Below are 20,750 nucleotides of genomic sequence, written 5' to 3' on the forward strand. Positions count from 1 at the left end.
AATTGCTTATCTGGCTTTATCAAGTGTGAGTATTACGGTATTGCAAATGATAAAGTTGAGCAAATAGTCCATCATGCTCAAGTAACTGTTGGAGATTACCTTGTTCTGCGACACGTCCCTCGTTAATGACAATAATTTGCTCGGCTTGTTCAATAGTGGACAGGCGATGGGCAATGACAATCACTGTGCGATTTTGACTAAGAGTATTGAGGGCTTCCTGAATCAAGTGTTCGGAAATACTATCAAGAGCATTTGTCGCCTCATCTAGAATGAGAATCTGTGGGTTGCGCACAATAGCACGAGCTAAAGCAATGCGCTGTCTTTGTCCTCCTGAGAGCCGAATTCCGCGATCGCCCACTTTGGTGTCATAACCCTCGGGCAATTGCATAATAAATTCATGGGCATTTGCCAGTTTTGCTGCTTCTATAATCTCGTCTTCTGTTGCATCTAGCCGACCATAGGCAATATTCTCCAGCACAGTTGTACTAAACATATAAACATCTTGGCTGACAATCGCAATTTGATTACGCCAGTCAGTCAGGTTCAACTCTCGTAAGGGGCAATTATCCACATAAATTTCCCCTGATGTTACATCATAAAAACGGCATATCAAGCCAATTAGTGTAGATTTACCCGCACCCGAAGGACCGACAATCGCAGTTGTTTTTCCCCTAGGAATACAAATTGAAATATCCTTCAGAGCTAGTTCTTCTAAAGGGTTGTAGCGAAAGTTAACTGATTCAAAATATATCCCTTGTTCTAAATTTTTGATGGGAAGATGACCAGAGGTAATATAAGGTTTATCAGACGTGTCTAAGAAGTACATGACATCCTGTACAGAGCTTGTCAAAGCAGTTAGACCAACACGACTACTATCCAACTGTTTGACTTGAGGCTGTAGGCGATAGAGAATAAAAATAAAAGTCAGCAACGTAGGTAAGGAACTTCGGTCTTGCAGCAACGCAATGACCAGGATGCACAGTAGTAGAACCGCCGATAAAACTTCTGAAATTGGATGCACCGCTCCTGAGAGAATATCGAGTTTCAAAAAAGTATTGCGTACCTTTTTTGATGCAGTATCAAAACGCTCTTGCTCATAAGATTCGCGCCCAAAAGCTCGAATCGCCTTCATCCCAGCCAAGCCTTCCCACATCCTGTTACTCAGTCCGGAATTTGCCTCTAATGCTTGTTCTCCCAAGGTTTTTACTTGACGAGTCACTAACTGGATGAAAAGGGAAATCAGCACCATCAATACAGAAACAGTCAAAGTGAGTTGCCAAGATATAAGTACCAATAGAAACACATAAACAGTAATCGTACAGATAGTGATAATCAGGGTAACTAAGGTTGATAAAGCTTGACTGGTTCGCCATGTTTCGCTTGCGAGGATATTTATCAACTTGCCTGAATCATTGCCTTCTAAAAAACTATAGCTGACGCTCACAAGTTGCTTGAAAATGCCAGAACGCAACGAATGACCAATTCGCGAATTTAACCAAGCAAATAAAACTGCATTACTATAAACCAGGCAGTTTTTCAAAATTATGCTGCCCAAAATGCATAAAGCAATAATTATCAGGCGGTTGTTGGGTGAAACGTTGATAAATGTTTTATTGAGAAAACCTACCAAAAAATTGCCGCCTGATGTTTGAGAGTCCGGCTGAACAAAATTTTGCAAAAGTGGAATAAATAAGCTAATCCCCAATCCTTCAAACAAGGATGATAAAACACCTAAAATGATAATTGCTGGAATTGCCCAAGGATAGAATTTCAGTAGTGGCAATAAGGTTTTTACTACCTTCGCCTCTTTCATAATGTCACCCTTTGTTGGCATAAAGGTTTGAGGAAATCATCAAAAAAATTGAACACTTATCTTAATGAGATAATGTCCGACAAAGCTGTAAAACTTTCAACCATCTTTGCCACATAATCCTAGCATGTGGTTTCCATGGAAGTTTATGAGGTTGGTGGATTTGGTTTTGGATATCAGAAACTGTAGTTAATTGATTAACAACAACCCTATTTTTCGGAAAATCGAATTTTTCCTGAAACTGCAACCAAGAATGATTGTCTGACCGAATAAAGGATGTAATAGGCTTAGCTGCGATATTGAAAAGGCATTCAATTATGCATTGATAGACTGGTCGAAGTAATAGCGGACTATAGTCTAATTTAATGGCTTTGTACAACAAAATTAAAGTACTCCAATAATCTCCACTTGCCCTGCTTTTCCATGCAAGATAGACGTAATAGGAACTAGCAGACCAATCATATATGTAAGTAGGAATCTCTGGATGTTTTTTCTGGAAATCTGCCATAACCAGCTTGTAAGACTTCTCCATTGTCTTACATCCGTTAGACATACTTTCTTGAAGCTGACGATACCCTATCAAAAACTCAGGTACAACTCGAAATTGATAATGTTCAGCAATACGCAAGTAAATATCCCAATCCTCACAACCTTGTGCATTCTGCTCTCTCAATTTGCAGCTGTAACCACCAATTTTTTCAAAACAAACTCGACGAATCAAAGGAGCGCTTGAATTTATTATAAAGTTTGTATATAGCATAGCTGGAAAAACCTCTCCCTCTACGCTAAGAATATTTAAATAGTTATGAGGACTGTACTGTCCGATAATTTTATCTTCTTTATCAATAAACACTGACCAGGCATAGACTAATCCTACAGATATGTCTCCCTGTAACATGCATTGCACTTGTTTTTCTAGTTTCTGAGGATACCAAATATCATCAGCATCAATCGGTGCAATGTATTCACCTCTAGAATTTTCAATTGCTAAATTACGAGCTGATGCTACTCCTGAATTTGGTTGTTTCAAAAGAATGATCCGACTGTCTTTTTGAGCAAAAGATTCTACAATCTCAACCGTTTTATCTCGGGAACCATCATCGACCACTAAAATTTCTATATTTTTATAAGTTTGAGATATAACTGATTGCAAGGTTCGACTGATGAAAGCTTCTGCATTATATGCAGGAATGATAACTGAAACTAACGGCAATTCACCCTTGATTTTATTTATCATAATCTTATGGATGATGGATTAACAAGCGAGCCAGAAATAGGAAACAGATAAATATTTCGCAAATCTGGCAAACAAAGATGTTTTTGTTTCAAAAATACTTATTTTGTGACATAACAACATTTTACATAAGCAGTAGCAACAACGAACTTCAGTGTAAATACTTGATTTTAAAAAGCTTATTGGCTAACGGAATATACTGATCATAAAATTATTATCATCATGAAAAGGTTACCCTGTAAGACTTTGATTATTAATAAAGTATTCGCTTAAGATACTCTTCTGTATAAATATTTTTTGACAGAACTTTTATTTATGACAAAAAATTCAAAAACTTGTTAGCTAAAAATAGGTATCAAAGTTTTCGTAATTAATTTCATTGAGAATGAAAATACATTCAAAATAAAATTTTTGCGGAGTGTAAGTCTTCTTTCATTCAAGGAAATACTGTCTGACAAAGCTGCAAAAATTTTAACCATCTCTGCCACTGAATCCTTTCATATGGTTGCCACGGAAATTACTGGGTATTGTGCATCTCTTCCTACATCTCGGCAACTTTAGTTTCTCGATGAACAGCTCCTTCATTACGAGACTTAAATTTTTTATTAAATTGCTTATACTTTTTATGAATTTTATATAAACTCAAAACAATATTACAAGAACTTTTCAGTAATTTTACATAAATAGGTTAAAAAAAAAGTTATCATGAAGATATATATTTAAAGTCACTTTTGTGATAATAACTCACTAGCAAATCCCCAGTTATGTACTGGTCATTTCGGTACAAATTTTAGTGCTAGGTAAGATTAAAGAAGTATAGCCTCACCCCACAAGTACAAATGACCTCAACCCTGCTGAACTTTCCTCGTCTTAATGCCCCAAAGCTGCACCAGTTGCCTAATGGTTTGACCATAGTGGCAGAGCAGATGCCAGTTGAAGCAGTTAACCTAAGCTTGTGGGTTAACGTTGGTTCAGCCGCCGAGCCAGATACCATTAACGGTATGGCTCACTTTCTAGAGCATATGGTTTTCAAGGGAACTGAGCGATTGGCAAGCGGCGAGTTTGAACGTCGAATTGAACAGCGGGGTGCTGTGACGAATGCTGCTACAAGTCAAGACTATACCCATTACTACATTACGACTGCTCCCAAGGATTTTGCAGACCTTGCGCCTTTGCAAATTGATGTCGTGCTGAATGCCAGCATACCTGACGCAGCTTTTGAACGCGAACGATTGGTAGTTTTGGAAGAAATTCGACGTTCGGAAGATAATCCCCGCCGCCGCACTTTTGGACGGGCGATGGAGACAGCTTTTGATAAGCTACCTTATCGGCGTTCCGTTTTGGGACCAGAAGCTGTCATTTCTCAACTACAATCTCAGCAGATGCGAGATTTTCATGCAACTTGGTATCAACCGCGCGAAATCACTGCTGTGGCTGTAGGCAATTTACCCGTGGAAGAGTTGATTGAAATTGTTGCGGATGGATTTGAAAAAGTCGCTAAAAATCAGCATTCAACACTCAGCACTCAGCAGTTACAGGCTAATCCTGAACCTGCGTTTACAGAAATTGTCCGTAGAGAATTTATTGACGAAAGCCTCCAGCAAGCAAGACTCGTGATGGTTTGGCGAGTACCTGGGTTAAAGCAATTAGATAATACTTATGCATTGGATATTTTAGCGGGAATTCTAGGACATGGACTGACATCAAGGCTGGTGCGGGATTTGCGGGAAGAACGAGGGCTGGTTTCCGGTATTTCTGTCAGTAATATCACGCAACAGTTGCAGGGGAGTTTTTACATTGCAGCTTATTGTGCGGTGGAGAACTTGCCAGCTGTAGAGGCTGGTATTGTCCAACATATCCGCAATTTACAAACAGAGATGGTGACAGAAGCGGAAATTGCCCGCGTGCGGACAAAAGTGGCTAACAGATTTATTTTTGGCAATGAAACACCAAGCGATCGCGCCAATTTATACGGCTACTACCAATCAATGGTGGGAGATTTGGAACCAGCATTTAACTATCCAGCCCGCATTCAAGGACATGATGCAACTGACTTGATGCAAGCGGCACAAGAATTTCTTTCCCCAGATGCTTACGGTGTCGTTGTCCTCAAACCATCTTAAACTGGGGAGGATGAGGAAATTATCCCCCTCATCTCCACGCCAGTCGCCTCAACGGGGGGAACCCCCGCACGGTGAGACAGCGCTGCAGGAGGGTCTCCCTCCGCAGGCGACTGCGTTCACCGAAGGTGTGCCGAAGGCATACCCGAAGGGCGCTGGCTCCTCGTCTTCCTCATCCCCCTATTCTTATTGCCATGATGTGGACTGAAATTGATGCCCATATTAGCCAAGTGAGGAGCGAAAAATTTCAATCGTCGCAACGGCGTTCAGTTGGTGGCGGATGTATCAATCAAGGTTATAGTATCTCTGATGGTCAGCACACCTACTTTGTTAAGTTCAACCAAGCGTCCCAAGTTGCTATGTTTGAGGCTGAGGCGCTGGGCTTACAGCAAATGTATCAAACAGCAACTATCCGCGTTCCCAAACCTATTTGCTGGGGTACTGCTGGTAGTTCCGCGTATGTAGTTTTGGAATGGCTGGAAATGGGTTCAGCTAATACCAAATCTTGGGAAGAAATGGGGCGCAAATTAGCGGCGATGCATCGATGGAACCCCCCTCAGTCCCCCCTTGGTAAGGGGGGAAGTCAGGGGGGTTTTGGCTGGGATATCAATAATACTATTGGTTCCACGCCTCAAATCAATACTTGGACGGCAGATTGGGCAGAGTTTTATGCCAAACATCGGCTGGGGTATCAATTCCAGTTGGCAAGGCGCAAGGGTGGTCATTTTCCTCAAGAAAAAGAGTTACTAGAGGCAATTCCTGAACTTTTGGCGAATCACAAACCGCAGCCCTCTTTGGTACATGGTGATTTGTGGGGAGGAAATGCTGGATGTACTGTTTCAGGAGAACCAGTGATTTTTGATCCAGCTACTTATTTTGGCGATCGCGAAGTTGATATCGCCATGACGGAACTGTTCGGTGGTTTCTCAGCAGCGTTTTATCGAGGTTACAACGAAGTTTGGCAGTTAGATGAAGGGTATGAGCAAAGAAAAACTCTATACAACCTGTATCACATCTTGAATCATTTCAATTTATTCGGTGGTGGTTATCTATCGCAAGCGAACCGGATGATTGCCCAGATTTTAGGATGATTTCGTGGAAAAACGCAGAGATACAAAGTAGAGACGCCAAATTTTGCGTTTCTACATTTTTTTGGCTTATCCGTTAAAATGCAATACCCTTAAGTTAAGGATTTTTTGTGAAAATTTCACACGTGTAGAGACGTTGCATACAACGTCTCTACAGAATAGGTAGGCAACGAACGGTGTGATGGATGTCCGTCAAACATGAATTACGAAACTGCTTATAAATTCTTGATTGACCAAACAGTCATAAACGAGGACAACCCAGATGCCTTGTTAATGCGTCTACAGCAAGGAAAACCACCAGTACCTGGTCAGATAACATCGATTTTGTTGGCATTGAAAGTAGTCTTTGAAGGTCTAAAAGATGCTACTGTTGTAGACAAAGAATTAGCTTACGTTTTATACCAGTTAAGCATCAAAAGTCAACAGCTTTTTGCAGCGGGGCGGAGAGTAGGAGTTGAATGGCCACCACTGTTAAAGGAAGATTTATTAAGAATAGCGATCGCAACTGAAAGTATCTTTTCTGGTAAATGGCAAAACTTACATTAACGATTTGACAGTTCTACTTTCACCTTAATCTAGGTTAGGGATTTCCAACAAATAAATTATCCATCTTGTGGGGTAGGCATCTTGCCCGCCCAAATAATGCAAGCCACAGCTTCTCTGTAGGGTGGGCATTGCTCAGTGATATCTCAAATGTTCATCAGATAACTTTTTATGGGCAATGCCCACCTTACGATTTATGGTCTAATCATAGAATAAAGGATTTCCAATTCAAAAAGAATAAAGGATTTCCAATTCAAAAAAATCTCCAATTTGTAGTGACGGAAACAATGGTGGGTTACGGCGCAATGCAAGTCCTGAATGTAAAACCTTAACTGTCGTGCGCCTAACCCACCCTACATAATGGATAATTTACTTTTTGGTACTCTCTAATTACTGTAATATTAGCTATATAGCACTTTCTGTAACAGCCACTCATACCAATTTTCTAATCCAGTTCCAGTTAGTGCAGAAACCTGAAAAACTTGAATCTGGGGATTGACTTGCTGGGCGTATTCTATGCAACGCTGAACGTCAAATTGTACGTGAGGCAGCAAATCTATTTTCGTGAGAATCATCACTTGACTGGCGCGGAAGATATGGGGGTATTTTATCGGCTTATCTTCTCCTTCTGTAACCGAGAGAATCACGACTTTAAAAAGTTCTCCTAAATCAAATAAAGCCGGACAAACAAGATTGCCAACATTTTCAATCATCACCACTGAATTTAAAGGTGGATTCAGTTGTTGTAACCCTCGTTCCACCATCGCTGCATCTAGATGACAACCTGTTCCTGTGTTGATTTGAACAACTTGACAACCTGTTTCTTGAATTTTTTTGGCATCGTTTGTGGTTTCTTGATCGCCTTCAATAACGTTAATAGGCAACTGATGCTTTAAATCATTGATGGTTCGAGTTAACAGAGTCGTTTTTCCTGCACCAGGAGAACTCATAAGATTTAATGCGATGATATTTCGACCTTTGAACCATCCTCGATTTTGAGCGGCTAGTAAGTTGTTTTTTGCTAAAATATCATGTTCTAAAGATATAGTTGTGCTATGTATATTGGCATGAATTTGAGATGCTTCAGAGATAGGATCGTGACTATGAGAATGAGTAATGACAGTGCCATCTGGTAAAGTATGAGTGTGATGATGAGGGTGAGTAGCACTTGAAGAATTGATTGTTGCTACTTCACCTGTATCAGGATTGGTAATTTTGACTTCGGTATCATCAGAACAACCACAGGTTACACACATAGTTCCTCTATTTCTATTTCCTTAATTTTCAGTTCTTGCCCAGATATTAAGTCCAAATGCACACTACCACATTGACAGCTTCCAAAAGGTTTTTCTAAATGAATTTCTGCACTGCATTGGCGACATTTAGCCAATCCTGGAGTTTCCAATATTTCTAACTTTGCCCCTTCTAAAATAGTACCTTGAGTACAAATATCAAAACAAAATTGCACTGCATCTGGCATAATGGCTGAAAGCTTACCAATTTCTAACAATATTCTTTTTACTTTTGTTCCATTGGCATATTCAGCCACAATTGCCACAATATTTTGAGTAATTCCTAATTCGTGCATTGATTTTCAATAGTCAAAGGATATTTTTGCAATGTAACGTACCACAATAAAGCTTTTGCAAAAATAAAATTTAGGAAAATCAAACCACAGATGTAGGCGTAAGCCGTGCCGTAGGCTACACCGATAAATTATCTGTGTCCATCTGTGTCCATCTGTGGTTCAAAATATCCATTGCTCATAACTTTTGCAAAAAATATAATTAACAAATTCTTGGTAACTGATCGCCAACAAGCATATCAACAATACGTTCAGTTCCAAAAACAGTTTTTAACAAGACAACACCAGGAGGAGAGGAAATAACTTCACCGATAATACAAGCATCTTTTCCGGCTGGGTGAGATTTCATCGCTGATAAAACAGTCTCAGCATTTTCGCGTCCTACTACCACCACAAACTTACCTTCGTTTGCCAGATACAACGGATCTAAACCTAAAATTTCGCAAACACCATTGACTTCTTCACGCACTGGTATAGACTGTTCATCTAAACGAATTCCCACACCAGAACTGAGAGCAAATTCATTTAAGACTGTAGCTAAACCACCGCGTGTGGCATCCCGCATAGCATGAATATCAGGACAGACATTAAGGATAGTTTCAACTAAACCATTCAACGGCTGACAGTCACTTTCAATATCACTGTCTAATGCTAATTCCCCACGGGCAATTAAAATTGCTGTGCCATGATTGCCCAATTCACCATTAATAATGACTGCATCTCCTGGCTGAATGTTGTGGGCAGAAACGTTAACTCCTGTTGGAATGACACCAATACCAGAAGTATTAATAAATAATTTATCTGCTGCACCGCGATGGACAACTTTCGTGTCACCTGTGACAATTTGTACACCAGCTTTTTTTGCGGCTGTTCGCATACTTTCGGCAACACGCCGCAAAGTTTCTACAGCCAGCCCTTCTTCTAAAATGACACTACAGCTAAGATATAACGGTTTGGCACCACTCATTGCTAAATCATTAACTGTACCATTGATGGCTAATTCTCCAATATCACCACCAGGAAAAAATAAAGGGTCTACAACGTAAGAATCAGTGGTAAAAGCAAGCCTGTCTCCCTGTTGCATGAGACTCGCCAAATCAAAGCTGGCTTGGTCTTCTAATTGAGAGAGAGTAGGATTATCAAAATTCTTGACAAAGATATCATCAATTAAATCGCGTGTTGCTTTGCCACCGCTACCATGCGCGAGGGTGATATGAGTATCTCGCATTTTACTTGGATGACGGCGAAGTTTTTCAACTTTTTGAAAGAGGAAATGCTGTGCTGAGTTAGAGAAGGAATTCATCCTAAATTCTGTTTAAATAAAATTTTTTTGTGCGACAGGTATCCTCATATCATGTCCGTTTAGATAAGCCTGCGGAAGTCCGTAGTGAGGACTAAAGTCCTCTTTACTGATAAAGCAAGGACTCTTGTCCTTACTACAAATAAGTTTTGTTATGGGCTAAGCGAACATGATATCAGCCATCTGGTTTGAGGCAGGCTTTCCGGCCTACCCCACAAACTTTCTACACCCTAGACCCTACTCTAGCTTGAACCAAAAGAAACCCCATACCGTAATCTTTGATTCGGTGTTGGGATGGATTTTGGGGCGATGACGAAACCATCCCCGACCATTTCAAACCGTAGGTTTGACAGGGAGAGGGGTGGTTGAGAAATCGCCAATTTCTGCGTTTTTTGCTACAATATTGATGGTTTGCTTCACCCACATTGGTGTCTGATAAGCCTCTGTCTAGTGGCATTGTGACCATTGGTAAGCGACTCCGTTGCACAGCATGAAAGTAAGTCGGCACATCTTGACTAATACGAGTTGCCATTTGGTTTGCCCGATAGTGCGAATATGCCAGCATCTCATCCAGGGCAGTAAAACTTGTAGGGTACAAGGTAAGAAATTCACAGTCTGCGGCAGGGCATTCCGTGGACTCAAAACAAAGCTCAGAGTCTCCTAAGCAATAGCCGGATTGTCTGAGAAGCCTACACTGTACTCGAAGAGTCAGTGTAGGAGTGTGTCACGCAAAACATAGTGACCCAATCCAGAACGATTTCCGAGATTAACCCCTAAAAGCTTGAGGTAATTCCCCATCGCTAACTGGATTGGTTCCCATTTTTCTAGCGCCGCCACCACATCACCGCTAGATTCCTGTAACTCTTGTGCAAGTTCGATCGCATTCGTGACAGCTTTAAAAGTACCAGCAGCCGTATGAGGTCGAACTACAAATGCAGCATCGCCGATTAAACACACCCGCCCGAAAACCATACGCGGCAATGATAAGTCGTAGATGGGTTGAATAAAGGGTTTTTCTGTCACCTCAAATAGATACTGAAAGATTTCTGGTAGATATCCCTTTGCCGCCACTCTCATCTGTTGGATAACTGACTCTCGGACTTCTCCTTGAGGCAGGAAAAACTTCCGCACTCCTCCTTGGGAGTCAGTCATCACTGTCTTCAACTCGTCACCATCTAGGACATTAAAGTACCAAAGCCAGTTGATGCGACGTTTCCCTTCGTCTAATTCCCCATTTGGTCCAGGTACCAGATAGCATAGTGCCTGCATACCGGGTCCGTGAAACAAGGTAAATTGTTCGGCGAGAAATTTCGCAACGTCTGAGGAAAGAAGACTTTCGTCTATCAATCCTCGCCATGCTACATACCCTGCATACTGCGGAACGGCATCCGGTAGCAGTTGTTGGCGTATGGTTGAATCAATACCATCAGCCCCAATAAGGAGGTCACACTTTTCTTTGCGTCCGTCTTCAAAGCGGACTACTACACAGTCGTCACTCTGCTCAACACCAATTACTTTACTTCCTTGATGGTAGTGTTGATCTGGGAAAACTTTCCGCAGTTGACGATACAACATATCCCAAGAAGTCATCAATTGAGGCGTTGATTCTTCCCAAATGATGCTGCCATCTCCAATAATGTACTGTCTCTTCCACGAAGTCACACCCAGCGTTTCTGCTGTCGTAAGACCATGTTCTGCCAGAAACCGATTGATTTCCATCTGTACGACAAGACCAGCACCTCGACTTTGCACAGCACTAGGCGTAAGATTTGCTTCATTGTAGGAAGCACGCTCAAAAATTTCTACATCACAACCGATGCCGCGTAGGGCTAACCCTGCACATAGACCACCCATTGAACCTCCTGCAATTACGACGCGCAGGCGTTTTGAGTTGTGTTGTGTGATGCCGTGGTTGAGTTGCATGGAGATGATTCTCTTGTTGTCTGTGTCACAGTGTTAAAGTCTACAGGATTGACTTTAATACTGAAAGTGACAAAATAATTCGTAATGCGTAGTTCGTAATTCGTAATTATGTTATGGTTTTCTCACCATGTCTACCACTATTTCTCAGACATCATTTTCTTAGTACAGCATTTCATGAATTCGTAACGTTTTTAAACGCTAAGGAACGCTGAGGTAAACGCAAAGGTACACAGACTCTTCGTTCAAGTTTTCGCTATGAACTTATGGAATCATGTACTTAGCAACATGAGAATAGCGACCATATTTGTAGTAAGCTGCACAAGCACCTTCAGAAGAAACCATACAAGTTCCAATCGGTGTTTCTGGAGTGCAAGCTGTGCCAAAGACTTTGCATTGCCAAGGCTTCAAAACTCCTTTGAGGATTTCTCCACATTGACAAGCTTTATGGTCGGCAACTTTTAGATTAGGAACGGTAAATTTTACTTCTGCATCAAATTCAGCATATTCAGCACGCATTTTAAATGCAGAATTGGGAATTTCATCTAACCCGCGCCACTCAAAAGTTTCTCGCACTTCAAAAACTTGATTCATGGCGGCGATCGCCACTGAATTTCCCGCTTCCTCTACCAAGCGATTATATTGATTTTCTACTTCACAACGCTTTTCAACAATTTGTTGCAATAGCATCCAAACTGATTGGATAATATCCAAAGGTTCAAAACCAGAAATCACAATAGGTTTTTGATACTGTTGGGAAATAAACTGATAAGGTTCAGTACCAATCACCATGCTGACATGACCAGGACCGATAAATCCATCAAGTTGCAAATCCGGATTATCTAACAGTGCTTCTAAGGCGGGAATCACGAGAACGTGATTGCAAAACATACTGAAGTTATGAATTTTTTCAGATTCTGCTTGTAGGATAGTCAAAGCAGTACTAGGGGCAGTTGTTTCAAAGCCTAAGGCGAAAAAGACAACTTCTTGAGCGGGGTTATCTTTAGCAATTTGCAGGCTATCTAAAGGAGAGTAGACCATGCGAATATCTGCACCTTGTGCTTTGGCTTGCAACAAGCTTGTTGTGGAACCGGGAACGCGCATTGCATCTCCAAAGGTAGTGAAGATGACGTTAGGATTTTGGGAAATAGAGATAGCATCATCTAACCTTCCCTTTGGCATCACACAAACAGGACAACCAGGACCATGAATTAATTCAATTGCTTCCGGTAAAACATCTTCAATACCATATTTAAAAATAGAATGAGTATGGCCGCCGCATACTTCCATGATTTTGATAGGCTTTTCTAGCTGTTGGCATAATTGTTCAATGGCACGAAGTAAAGCGTCAGCTTTTCTCGGTTCTCTGAATTCATCAACGTATTTCATATCAAGTTTTTATGAAAATTTTCGATTGACTTGTAATCAGCGCTGATACCAATTCTCTGTAACAATGCGCTTAATAATTACCCCCCGCCTTTGGCGTCCCCCCTTGGCAAGGGGGGACTACAGGGGGGTGGAATGAACCTCAACTTCATAGAGAATTGGTATGACTAGGAACCCATTGCTATGACTTCTGCTAATTCTTCCAAAATTTGCAATGTTTCCATAGCTTCTTTTTCGTTAATTCGATTCATAGCAAAACCAACATGAATTAACGCCCAATCGCCAACACAAGATTCAACAGGATGCTGTTCATCAACAATGCAAGCAATATTAACTTGACGCTTGACACCACCAACGTTGACAACAGCTAATTTTTGTTTAACGTCGGTTATTTCTATGATTTGACCGGGAATTCCTAAACACATTTTGTATTTTCTGTTTTTTTATGAACCGCCAAGACGCAGAGGACGCAGAGGAAGGAAAAAAGAGAGAGTATCGCGTAAAGCATTTAGTGTTGCTATATTGTAATTTTTATAAAATTAACAAGTAACAATTAACTAACAAAAAGTATTAATTCATTAATTGTGCGGCTGCAATAACAGCTTGTCCTAGGGATAAACCACCATCATTAGCTGGAACTAAGCTGTGAGTAAGGACATTGATTTCCAAAGCTTGTAAGCGTTTGCTAACTTGTTCTAACAGAATACAATTTTGAAAAACTCCTCCTGTTAGGACAACGTGATGAATGTCATTTTTCTGACGGAGATTATCAACCATTTCTACAATGGCATGAGCTAAGCTAGTGTGAAATTTAGCAGCAATCATTGCTTGAGGAGTATGCTGCTGTAAATCATTTAGCAAGGCTTGCCACATGGAACGTGAATCTATATGATAAATACTATCTGAAACAACAAAGTTAAAATAATAATTTAAATTTTCTTTATTATCTAAAATAGTGGTATCAGCTAAAGCTTCCATTTCAATTGCTGCTTGTCCTTCATAGCTACATTCTTCTCGGCAGATACCAATTGCAGCGGCTACAGCATCAAATAAACGTCCTACTGATGAAGATAGAGGAGAGTTAAGTTGTTTTTCTATAAGCTGATTCAAAAGTTTCAGTGGCTTTTGTTGAAGAAATTCTACAATATCTAAATTTCCGTATTTTTGTTTTAATTCGTCCCAAGCAAAGGCAGATATTAACTGGGCGTAAGTGTTACGCCAAGGTTCTTTCATTGCTTGTTTTCCACCAATCATTGCCACTGGCTTAAATGTCGCCAGTCTCTTAAACTGGCGGTAATCTGCTAACAAAAATTCTCCGCCCCAGAGTGTTTCATCTTCGCCATAACCTAATCCATCTAATGCAATACCTAAAACAGGTGGTGAGTTAATATCTAAACCATTTTCTGCCATGCAAGCAGCAATATGGGCGTGATGATGTTGGATAGGATAAAGTTTAACTTGATTGGAGGCTGCGAGTTCTTCACCAAGTTTGGTAGAGAGATATTCGGGGTGTAAATCAACAGCAATGGCTTCTGGTTGATGCTCAAATATATTTAAGTACAGATTGAGCGTATCCTGATAAGATTGGAAAGTTACTGGATTTTCTAAATCTCCCTGATGTTGAGATAAAATTGCTTTTCCATCTCGCAATAAACAAAAAGTATTCTTTAGCTGGCTGCCCATTGCTAAAATTTGAGGAACGCTTTCAAAACCTGGTGGTAAATTGATAGACGCTGGCGCGTATCCTCTAGCGCGACGGATGGTTAGCACTTTATCCTCAACAACCCGCACCACCGAATCATCTACTCGGTTAACAATGTCGCGATTATGTAGGAGAAAATAATCAGCAATCTTTCCTAACTTCTCACGCGCTTCCACGTTATCAATAGATTGGGGTTCATCAGAAAGATTGCCACTTGTGAGAACAATGGGGCGATTCATCCGCCTCAAAATGAGGTGGTGTAAGGGAGTGTTAGGTAGCATAAAACCCAAGGTGTTCTGCCCCGGCGCGATTGAGGGCGCTAGGCGGGGACTTTTGAATTTTGAATTTTGGGTTTTGGATTTTGAATTTTGAATTTTGAATTGTATTCTCCCACTTCCCCTTTCGTCGTCGTCTCCCCCTTTTGCCTGAATTAACACGATAGGCGCAGCTGGACTTTCCAGTAATTCTCTTTCTTTGGCGTTGGGAGTGCAATACTCTTCAATAACTTCCATGTCTTTTGCCATTAAAGCAAAAGGCTTTTGATGGCGCTGTTTACGCTGGCGCAGTTTTTGCACAGCTTTTTCCTGGGTGGCGTCGCAAGCTAAATGAAATCCACCTAGCCCTTTTATGGCAACAATCTCGCCTTTTTGTAACAGGGTACAAACGGCATCAACATCGTCAAGCATAGAAAACATATGAGGTGTAATTGGTTTACTATCGGAACGTTCTAACCAAGTTTTAGGACCGCAAATCTGACACGCTATCGGTTGGGCATGAAAACGTCGGTTTGCGACATCGTTATATTCCTGACGACACTCTGCACACATGCCAAAAGCAGCCATACTTGTGTTGCCGCGATCGTAAGGCATGGCGCGAATGATACTTAGTCGGGGACCGCAATGAGTACAGTTCGTGAAGGGATAACGATACCACCGGCTGAAAGGGTCAAAGATTTCCGCTTTACATTTTCCACAAGTGGCAGCATCGGGAGGAATTTCTGTTGTCACCACGCTGCTGACACTTTGAGAAATGACAAAATCATGGAAAATTGATTTGCCTTCATAACGCTTGCGCGTTACTTCATCAATTCTCGCCAGTGGCGGACATTCTTTCTGTAATTTTTGAACAAATTCTTCTATAGATTCTTTACGACCAGATGCCCGAATTAAGACACCTTGGCCGTCATTACAAACTTCGCCTTGCAATCCGTATGCTTTTGCAAGTCTATATACAGTGGGACGGAATCCCACTCCTTGAACGGTACCGCGAACCCTGATTTCTTCAGTAGACATAAGATTTTAATGAATCACGTAGATGCGAAAGTGTAGCGGTTTTTAATTGAATCGATGACAATTTAATTTTCTTGTGGGATGGGCGTCCCGCCCGTCCTTAATTCAGGGCAGACAAGATGTCCACCTTACAAGAATTGTATGAAATGCAAATGCAAACCCCTAGAAACAATCGAAGTATTTAAGTTATTTTCCAAAGTAAAATTCGGTTATTTCCAGAGTCAGCGATGACCGCAGTATTTCCATATACTTTGATTCCGTACGACCAATTTAAACTATCTCTTTTTGGTAGTCCAAAATCGCGATTTTCACTTTTACTTTGAAAGTTTATTTGTCCAACAAGCGCATGACTTTCTGCATTTTGTAAAGACAGAATTGATTGTGGCTTTTTCCACCCTAAAACCCTTGAATTAGCAGTATCGGTAACGAATAGCCACTTACCAGCAGCAGCTACACCGTAAGGCATACTCAAACTGTTGGCACTGGGGAAATAAACTCCTTGATTTATTTCCACAGAATCAAAAGTTTTTTGTCCTAAAACCACCGCACAAGAAGCATTATTTTCTGTTGGTATGCCCTGCCAAATCATCACGCGGTTATTCCCCGCATCCGTGACAACTAAATTTTCTCCCCAAACCGTAATGTCATGGCACCAACGCATACTGGATGCTGAGGGAGTACCGCCGCCATTTTCATCGCGGGAGATCATATCTGGTTGTCCCAAGACTAAATCGGCAGGTTGACCATTTTCTTCTGGTAATTGATGCCAAATTAATACTCGGCGATTTCCTGTATCAGCAACAAATAGCTTTCCTTGATGATAGAAAACTCCATAACACCAGTTCAAAGTGTTGGCTGCTGCTTTTTGGGTTCCTCGGTTCGGTTCATTCTCCGTAAAATGAGTTTGACCTAATACTAAATCCGCTGGAACATTGTTGTCTTCTGGGAGTTTTTTCCAAATCAAAACGCGATGGTTCCAAGCGTCTGCGACTGCTAAACCTTCACCACAAGCACAAATTCCAGTTGGTACACTAAGTGTTGCCCTTCCAGGATTGCCTTTAGCATTTTGTCCTTCATGATTAAAGTCAGGTTGTCCAATCACCCAATCAGCAGGTTGACTATCTTGAGTCGGTAAATTCTGCCATCCTAATAAACGATGATGTCCTGTATCTGATACCCACAAAGGTCCATTTTCTGATATCAAGCAGGCACCGCGAGGACCAAACATTTCTCTGCTGCTAGGTGCAACAGGCATGACTAATTGACCGATTTCAAGAGTATTTCCTAAAATGACTTCTGCACCTTGAGGAAAAAGAGGTAAAAGTTGGGGAACTTTTGCCGCTTCTGTTTCATCTATTGGTGTAAGAGTCATTTCAGTTCCTGTGTCCATCGGTAGATTTGGGATTATGCGGCTTTTTTACCCTCAAATAAATTTGGGCAAAAACCTCAAATGAGTGGAAAATAATGGAAATCTCTTTGATAGTTAATCGTCTGTAACCTGTAAAAACAGGTTTTAGCTTTCAGTTTGAAGTTTTTCAAGACTAAAGCTAAAAATTTACTTCAACTTGATATCTTTATGTAGAAATGGCATAAGTATACCAGTCAAAAAGCTTGAGATAACAACTGGTATCCAAAGGCTAACTTTAGCTTGTGCAAGTAAGAACAACAGTAGCGCACTTACACCAATACCAATTGCAGTTTGCCTAACAAATTGCATGGGGTCGCGCAGTAGCTTTCCCCGAAAAAATAACCTAGCGCTAAACCATCCTATCTCTAACATGATTCCTCCTAAAAGTTTCTCAAGGCATTCAGCACTATGAGTCCTAAAATAATTCCAGGAATCACGCCCGCCGGACCAAAAAATCCGCCTAGCAGTGCCGCTAACTGATAGCCTAAATCTTTCCCGGCTAAAATCATCCCGCCAATAGCACCGCCTACTATAGATAAAGCTGTTGCTACTAAAAACCACACAAATCCTGTCATGAGATTCAAATCGCCAGCCATTAAGCTTGTGAGGAAATCTCTCAAAGTCTGATTTGTCAAAATATCTGTCATTCTCATCTCCTGAATGGAAATTGTTAGTTGTAGAGACGCGCCATGGCGCGTCTCTACATAATACGCACCACTAACTATTGTCTATTTCTGTCTCAAGTTCTTGCAGCATCTGTACGACAACTTCCGCTTGTTCTATTTGTCCATGTTGAGTGAAAATTTCCCAAGCTTCTTGATAATAGGTACGCGCTTGCCGCATATTTTTCAGATTCCCGGCTTCTGGTTTTTCCGGGTTATCTGGTAAGTTGAATAAGGCGTTGGCTTTATTAGAAATGGTGTTGGCGTATTCCAAGGGTGTGTCTTTGGCATCACGCACTTTTAATGCTTCGTCATAAGCAGCGATCGCCCGCAAAATATTCTCCAAAGGATGCGAACTCGGTAAATATTGCAAAGCGTTACCCAAGTTATTTTGCAACATCGCATATTCCCTGGGATGGTTTATTAACCGAATATGCTTCAGTGCCTCCTCAAATGTCTGCACTGCTAACCCTTGACGCAATGATTCTTTTTCTGATGTCAGGGGCATGGAAAGGTAAGCAATTGCAATATTATTGTGTAAAATCGCATATTCCTGCGGGTACTTCTGCCAGGTAAACACCTGCAAAGCTTTCTGATAAGCTTGGATGCTATCGGTCATCCGCGCTAAATTGAATGGTACAAGCGATTGCAACACTAACCCTAAATTCATTTGGGCTTCCGCCACTTCCTCTTGCGGGGCAAACTGCAGCAAAATAGGTAGGGCTTCTTCTAATCGTTGTTTCGCTTCTAACAACAGTTGTTCCCCAACATCAGGAATTGCCTTTAGGGCAGTTGCCATTCCTGCCTTTGCCCTAGCTTTCCACAGCAGATTATCCTCAGCGCACAATTCATGCGCTTGATGACACAATGAAACTGCATTCCACAAATCTTGGGCAGTTTTTGGCTTTTTTTGAAAGCCCTGCGCCATTTCAATCAGCATCTCAATTTTTTCTTGTGTCGTTGCTGAAGACGAAGCAATGACAGCCATTGCCGCCTTCACTGCTGAATCTGTCATGCTGGGAGTCATTACTACCTTCCTAAAGCAGGTTGGAGAAAATTCAGTCTTTCAAGTTTGCATACCCTTAAGACGCAACTAACATGGCGCATGGCGTCTTTGGGCTGTACCAACCAAGCTTGTTCACGCAGAGGATAAGTCAATTCAGTAGGACTTAGGCATACTCTACGAATTCTTGGCGTTCTAGCCTACGGCGCTTAGTCTTTTTGCTAGAAGTTTGATGAATACTCCTTGAATTGATTAAGTCTATTTTCTTTTAATATAAAACATTTGATGAAAAATAAATAGAATGTTCATGTGAACTTTTATCTAAAAAAAATCATAAAAATAGATTTTTATTGCCCTTGTATTTAAAGACTATATTTTTCAACCAAGTCTTAAGTTCCTGTCATAGTTAATCGGGAAAAAGCTTTATAGAAAGATCACTTGTTTTTTTGCTTAACATCATACTGTTAATATATTAACTCTGCTGGCTAAACGAGAATGTTAGTGGATAACTGTTTCGGAAAAAAGAGAATATATTCCAATTCAAACAAGATAAATTTTTATGTAAGAAATAAACAATTGAATCAAAAAATACATGATATTAGAAATAGAGGGAAAAAAACAAGTGAGACGCTACAAACAACGTCACCTGAATCATGCAGGGTAAACAATAGAAATAAAGATAGCTGATGACGAACTTACTATGGCTACAAGGTGGTGCATGTTCAGGCAACACCATGTCATTTCTTAACGCTGAAGAACCCACAGTTTGTGATTTGGTCACTGACTTTGGCATTAACGTCCTTTGGCATCCATCGCTCGGATTGGAACTAGGTGCAAACTTGCAGACGATGCTGTGGGAATGTCTTATGGGCAAAATACCCTTAGATATCCTGGTATTTGAAGGCACAGTTATCAACGCACCGAATGGCACTGGAGAATGGAACCGTTTTGCCGATCGCCCGATGAAAGACTGGTTAAACGACTTATCTCAAGTTGCCAACTATGTCGTCGCCGTGGGAGACTGTGCTACCTGGGGAGGAATTCCCGCAATGGCACCCAACCCTAGCGAATCCGAGGGATTGCAATTTCTCAAACGCAAAGAAGGGGGCTTTTTAGGCAAAGAATTCCGGTCAAAATCAGGATTACCTGTGATCAACATTCCTGGATGTCCTTCGCACCCGGACTGGATTAGTCAAATATTAGTGGCGATCGCCACCGGTCGAATAGGCGACATTGTTCTTGATGAACTACATCGTCCACAAACCTTCTTCAACACCTATACCCAAACAGGTTGCACCCGTAACATCCACTTTGCCTACAAAGCATCAACCACCGAATTTGGTCAACGTAAAGGATGCTTGTTCTACGACTTAGGTTGTCGTGGACCAATGACCCGTTCTTCCTGCAACCGCATTTTGTGGAACCGCGTCTCCTCCAAAACCCGCGCTGGAATGCCTTGTTTAGGTTGCACCGAACCCGAATTCCCCTTCTACGACCTCAAACCAGGAACCGTATTTAAAACACAAACCGTGATGGGGGTTCCCAAAGACTTACCCGCAGGAGTTAACAAAAAAGACTATGCCCTAGCCTCCATCGTGGCAAAAGACACAATGCCCGAGTGGGCAGAAGACGACTTTTTCACAGTTTAGTTAGTGGTTATGGCGGTTTCCATTTTAGTGCAGTACGATTTTGACCCCACC

General features: G+C 41.2%; 19 protein-coding genes. 5 read left to right on the top strand and 14 right to left on the bottom strand.

The features are described from left to right. Positions 1-19: 19 nt before the first annotated feature. Positions 20-1,813: an ABC transporter ATP-binding protein gene (locus tag AACT52_RS24800; protein WP_198940983.1), complete on the bottom strand. Its 1,794-nt coding sequence runs from the start codon at positions 1,811-1,813 to the stop codon at positions 20-22. 61 nt (positions 1,814-1,874) lie between these two features. Next, positions 1,875-3,047 (bottom strand): glycosyltransferase family 2 protein, encoded by a 1,173-nt coding sequence (locus tag AACT52_RS24805; protein WP_073633714.1) that lies wholly within the window; start codon positions 3,045-3,047, stop codon positions 1,875-1,877. Positions 3,048-3,883: 836 nt separating this feature from the next. On the opposite strand from AACT52_RS24805, the gene AACT52_RS24810 reads away from it, so the two are divergent. The 4 genes from AACT52_RS24810 (at position 3,884) to AACT52_RS24825 (ending at position 6,798) form a co-directional block, all read left to right on the top strand. Next, positions 3,884-5,167: a M16 family metallopeptidase gene (locus tag AACT52_RS24810; protein WP_073633715.1), complete on the top strand. Its 1,284-nt coding sequence runs from the start codon at positions 3,884-3,886 to the stop codon at positions 5,165-5,167. Between the two features lie 10 nt (positions 5,168-5,177). Beyond that, positions 5,178-5,372, top strand: coding sequence for a hypothetical protein (locus AACT52_RS24815; RefSeq protein ID WP_143172873.1), 195 nt, complete (start codon positions 5,178-5,180; stop codon positions 5,370-5,372). After that, positions 5,362-6,255, top strand: coding sequence for a fructosamine kinase family protein (locus AACT52_RS24820; RefSeq protein ID WP_073633716.1), 894 nt, complete (start codon positions 5,362-5,364; stop codon positions 6,253-6,255). The genes AACT52_RS24815 and AACT52_RS24820 overlap by 11 nt, the downstream gene beginning before the upstream one ends. A gap of 195 nt (positions 6,256-6,450) precedes the next feature. Then, entirely contained in the window at positions 6,451-6,798 is a 348-nt protein-coding gene (locus AACT52_RS24825) for a Dethiobiotin synthetase (protein ID WP_073633717.1), read from the top strand. A gap of 398 nt (positions 6,799-7,196) precedes the next feature. Here AACT52_RS24825 and hypB read toward each other — a convergent pair whose 3' ends face one another. From hypB to AACT52_RS24885, 12 genes are all read right to left on the bottom strand, one after another. Then, positions 7,197-8,051, bottom strand: a complete 855-nt coding sequence (gene hypB, locus AACT52_RS24830) for a hydrogenase nickel incorporation protein HypB (RefSeq protein ID WP_073633718.1) — start codon at positions 8,049-8,051, stop codon at positions 7,197-7,199. Beyond that, complete coding sequence (hypA, locus tag AACT52_RS24835; protein WP_073633719.1) at positions 8,042-8,383, bottom strand: hydrogenase maturation nickel metallochaperone HypA; 342 nt, start codon at positions 8,381-8,383, stop codon at positions 8,042-8,044. The genes hypB and hypA overlap by 10 nt, the downstream gene beginning before the upstream one ends. 199 nt (positions 8,384-8,582) lie before the next feature. Beyond that, on the bottom strand, positions 8,583-9,683 hold the full coding sequence (hypE, locus tag AACT52_RS24840) for a hydrogenase expression/formation protein HypE (protein WP_073633720.1): 1,101 nt from the start codon (positions 9,681-9,683) through the stop codon (positions 8,583-8,585). A 220-nt stretch (positions 9,684-9,903) separates the two neighbouring features. Beyond that, positions 9,904-10,212: a hypothetical protein gene (locus AACT52_RS24845; protein WP_073633721.1), complete on the bottom strand. Its 309-nt coding sequence runs from the start codon at positions 10,210-10,212 to the stop codon at positions 9,904-9,906. 176 nt (positions 10,213-10,388) lie between these two features. Beyond that, positions 10,389-11,603, bottom strand: a complete 1,215-nt coding sequence (locus AACT52_RS24850) for an FAD binding domain-containing protein (RefSeq protein WP_073633722.1) — start codon at positions 11,601-11,603, stop codon at positions 10,389-10,391. 261 nt (positions 11,604-11,864) lie between these two features. Beyond that, entirely contained in the window at positions 11,865-12,989 is a 1,125-nt protein-coding gene (gene hypD, locus AACT52_RS24855; protein ID WP_073633723.1) for a hydrogenase formation protein HypD, read from the bottom strand. Positions 12,990-13,153: 164 nt separating this feature from the next. After that, the gene (locus tag AACT52_RS24860) at positions 13,154-13,411 is read right to left on the bottom strand and encodes a HypC/HybG/HupF family hydrogenase formation chaperone (protein WP_073633724.1); all 258 of its coding nucleotides are present in this window, start codon (positions 13,409-13,411) and stop codon (positions 13,154-13,156) included. Positions 13,412-13,556: 145 nt separating this feature from the next. Further along, positions 13,557-15,980 carry a carbamoyltransferase HypF gene (gene hypF, locus AACT52_RS24865; RefSeq protein ID WP_073633725.1) on the bottom strand — a complete coding sequence of 808 codons (2,424 nt, stop codon included), beginning with the start codon at positions 15,978-15,980 and terminating at the stop codon, positions 13,557-13,559. Positions 15,981-16,158: 178 nt separating this feature from the next. Then, positions 16,159-17,349: a hypothetical protein gene (locus AACT52_RS24870; protein ID WP_233154062.1), complete on the bottom strand. Its 1,191-nt coding sequence runs from the start codon at positions 17,347-17,349 to the stop codon at positions 16,159-16,161. A 183-nt stretch (positions 17,350-17,532) separates the two neighbouring features. Further along, entirely contained in the window at positions 17,533-17,757 is a 225-nt protein-coding gene (locus AACT52_RS24875) for a hypothetical protein (RefSeq protein WP_073633727.1), read from the bottom strand. An 8-nt stretch (positions 17,758-17,765) separates the two neighbouring features. After that, positions 17,766-18,032 (bottom strand): hypothetical protein, encoded by a 267-nt coding sequence (locus AACT52_RS24880; RefSeq protein ID WP_073633728.1) that lies wholly within the window; start codon positions 18,030-18,032, stop codon positions 17,766-17,768. 70 nt (positions 18,033-18,102) lie between these two features. Further along, on the bottom strand, positions 18,103-19,074 hold the full coding sequence (locus AACT52_RS24885; protein WP_073633729.1) for a hypothetical protein: 972 nt from the start codon (positions 19,072-19,074) through the stop codon (positions 18,103-18,105). Between the two features lie 662 nt (positions 19,075-19,736). Between AACT52_RS24885 and AACT52_RS24890 the strand changes: the two genes are divergently transcribed. Then, entirely contained in the window at positions 19,737-20,699 is a 963-nt protein-coding gene (locus AACT52_RS24890; RefSeq protein ID WP_073633730.1) for a hydrogenase small subunit, read from the top strand. The last annotated feature ends 51 nt before the right edge of the window (positions 20,700-20,750 follow it).

Source organism: Scytonema sp. HK-05, from assembly GCF_963872035.1.
Classification (GTDB): Bacteria; Cyanobacteriota; Cyanobacteriia; order Cyanobacteriales; family Nostocaceae; genus Kalymmatonema.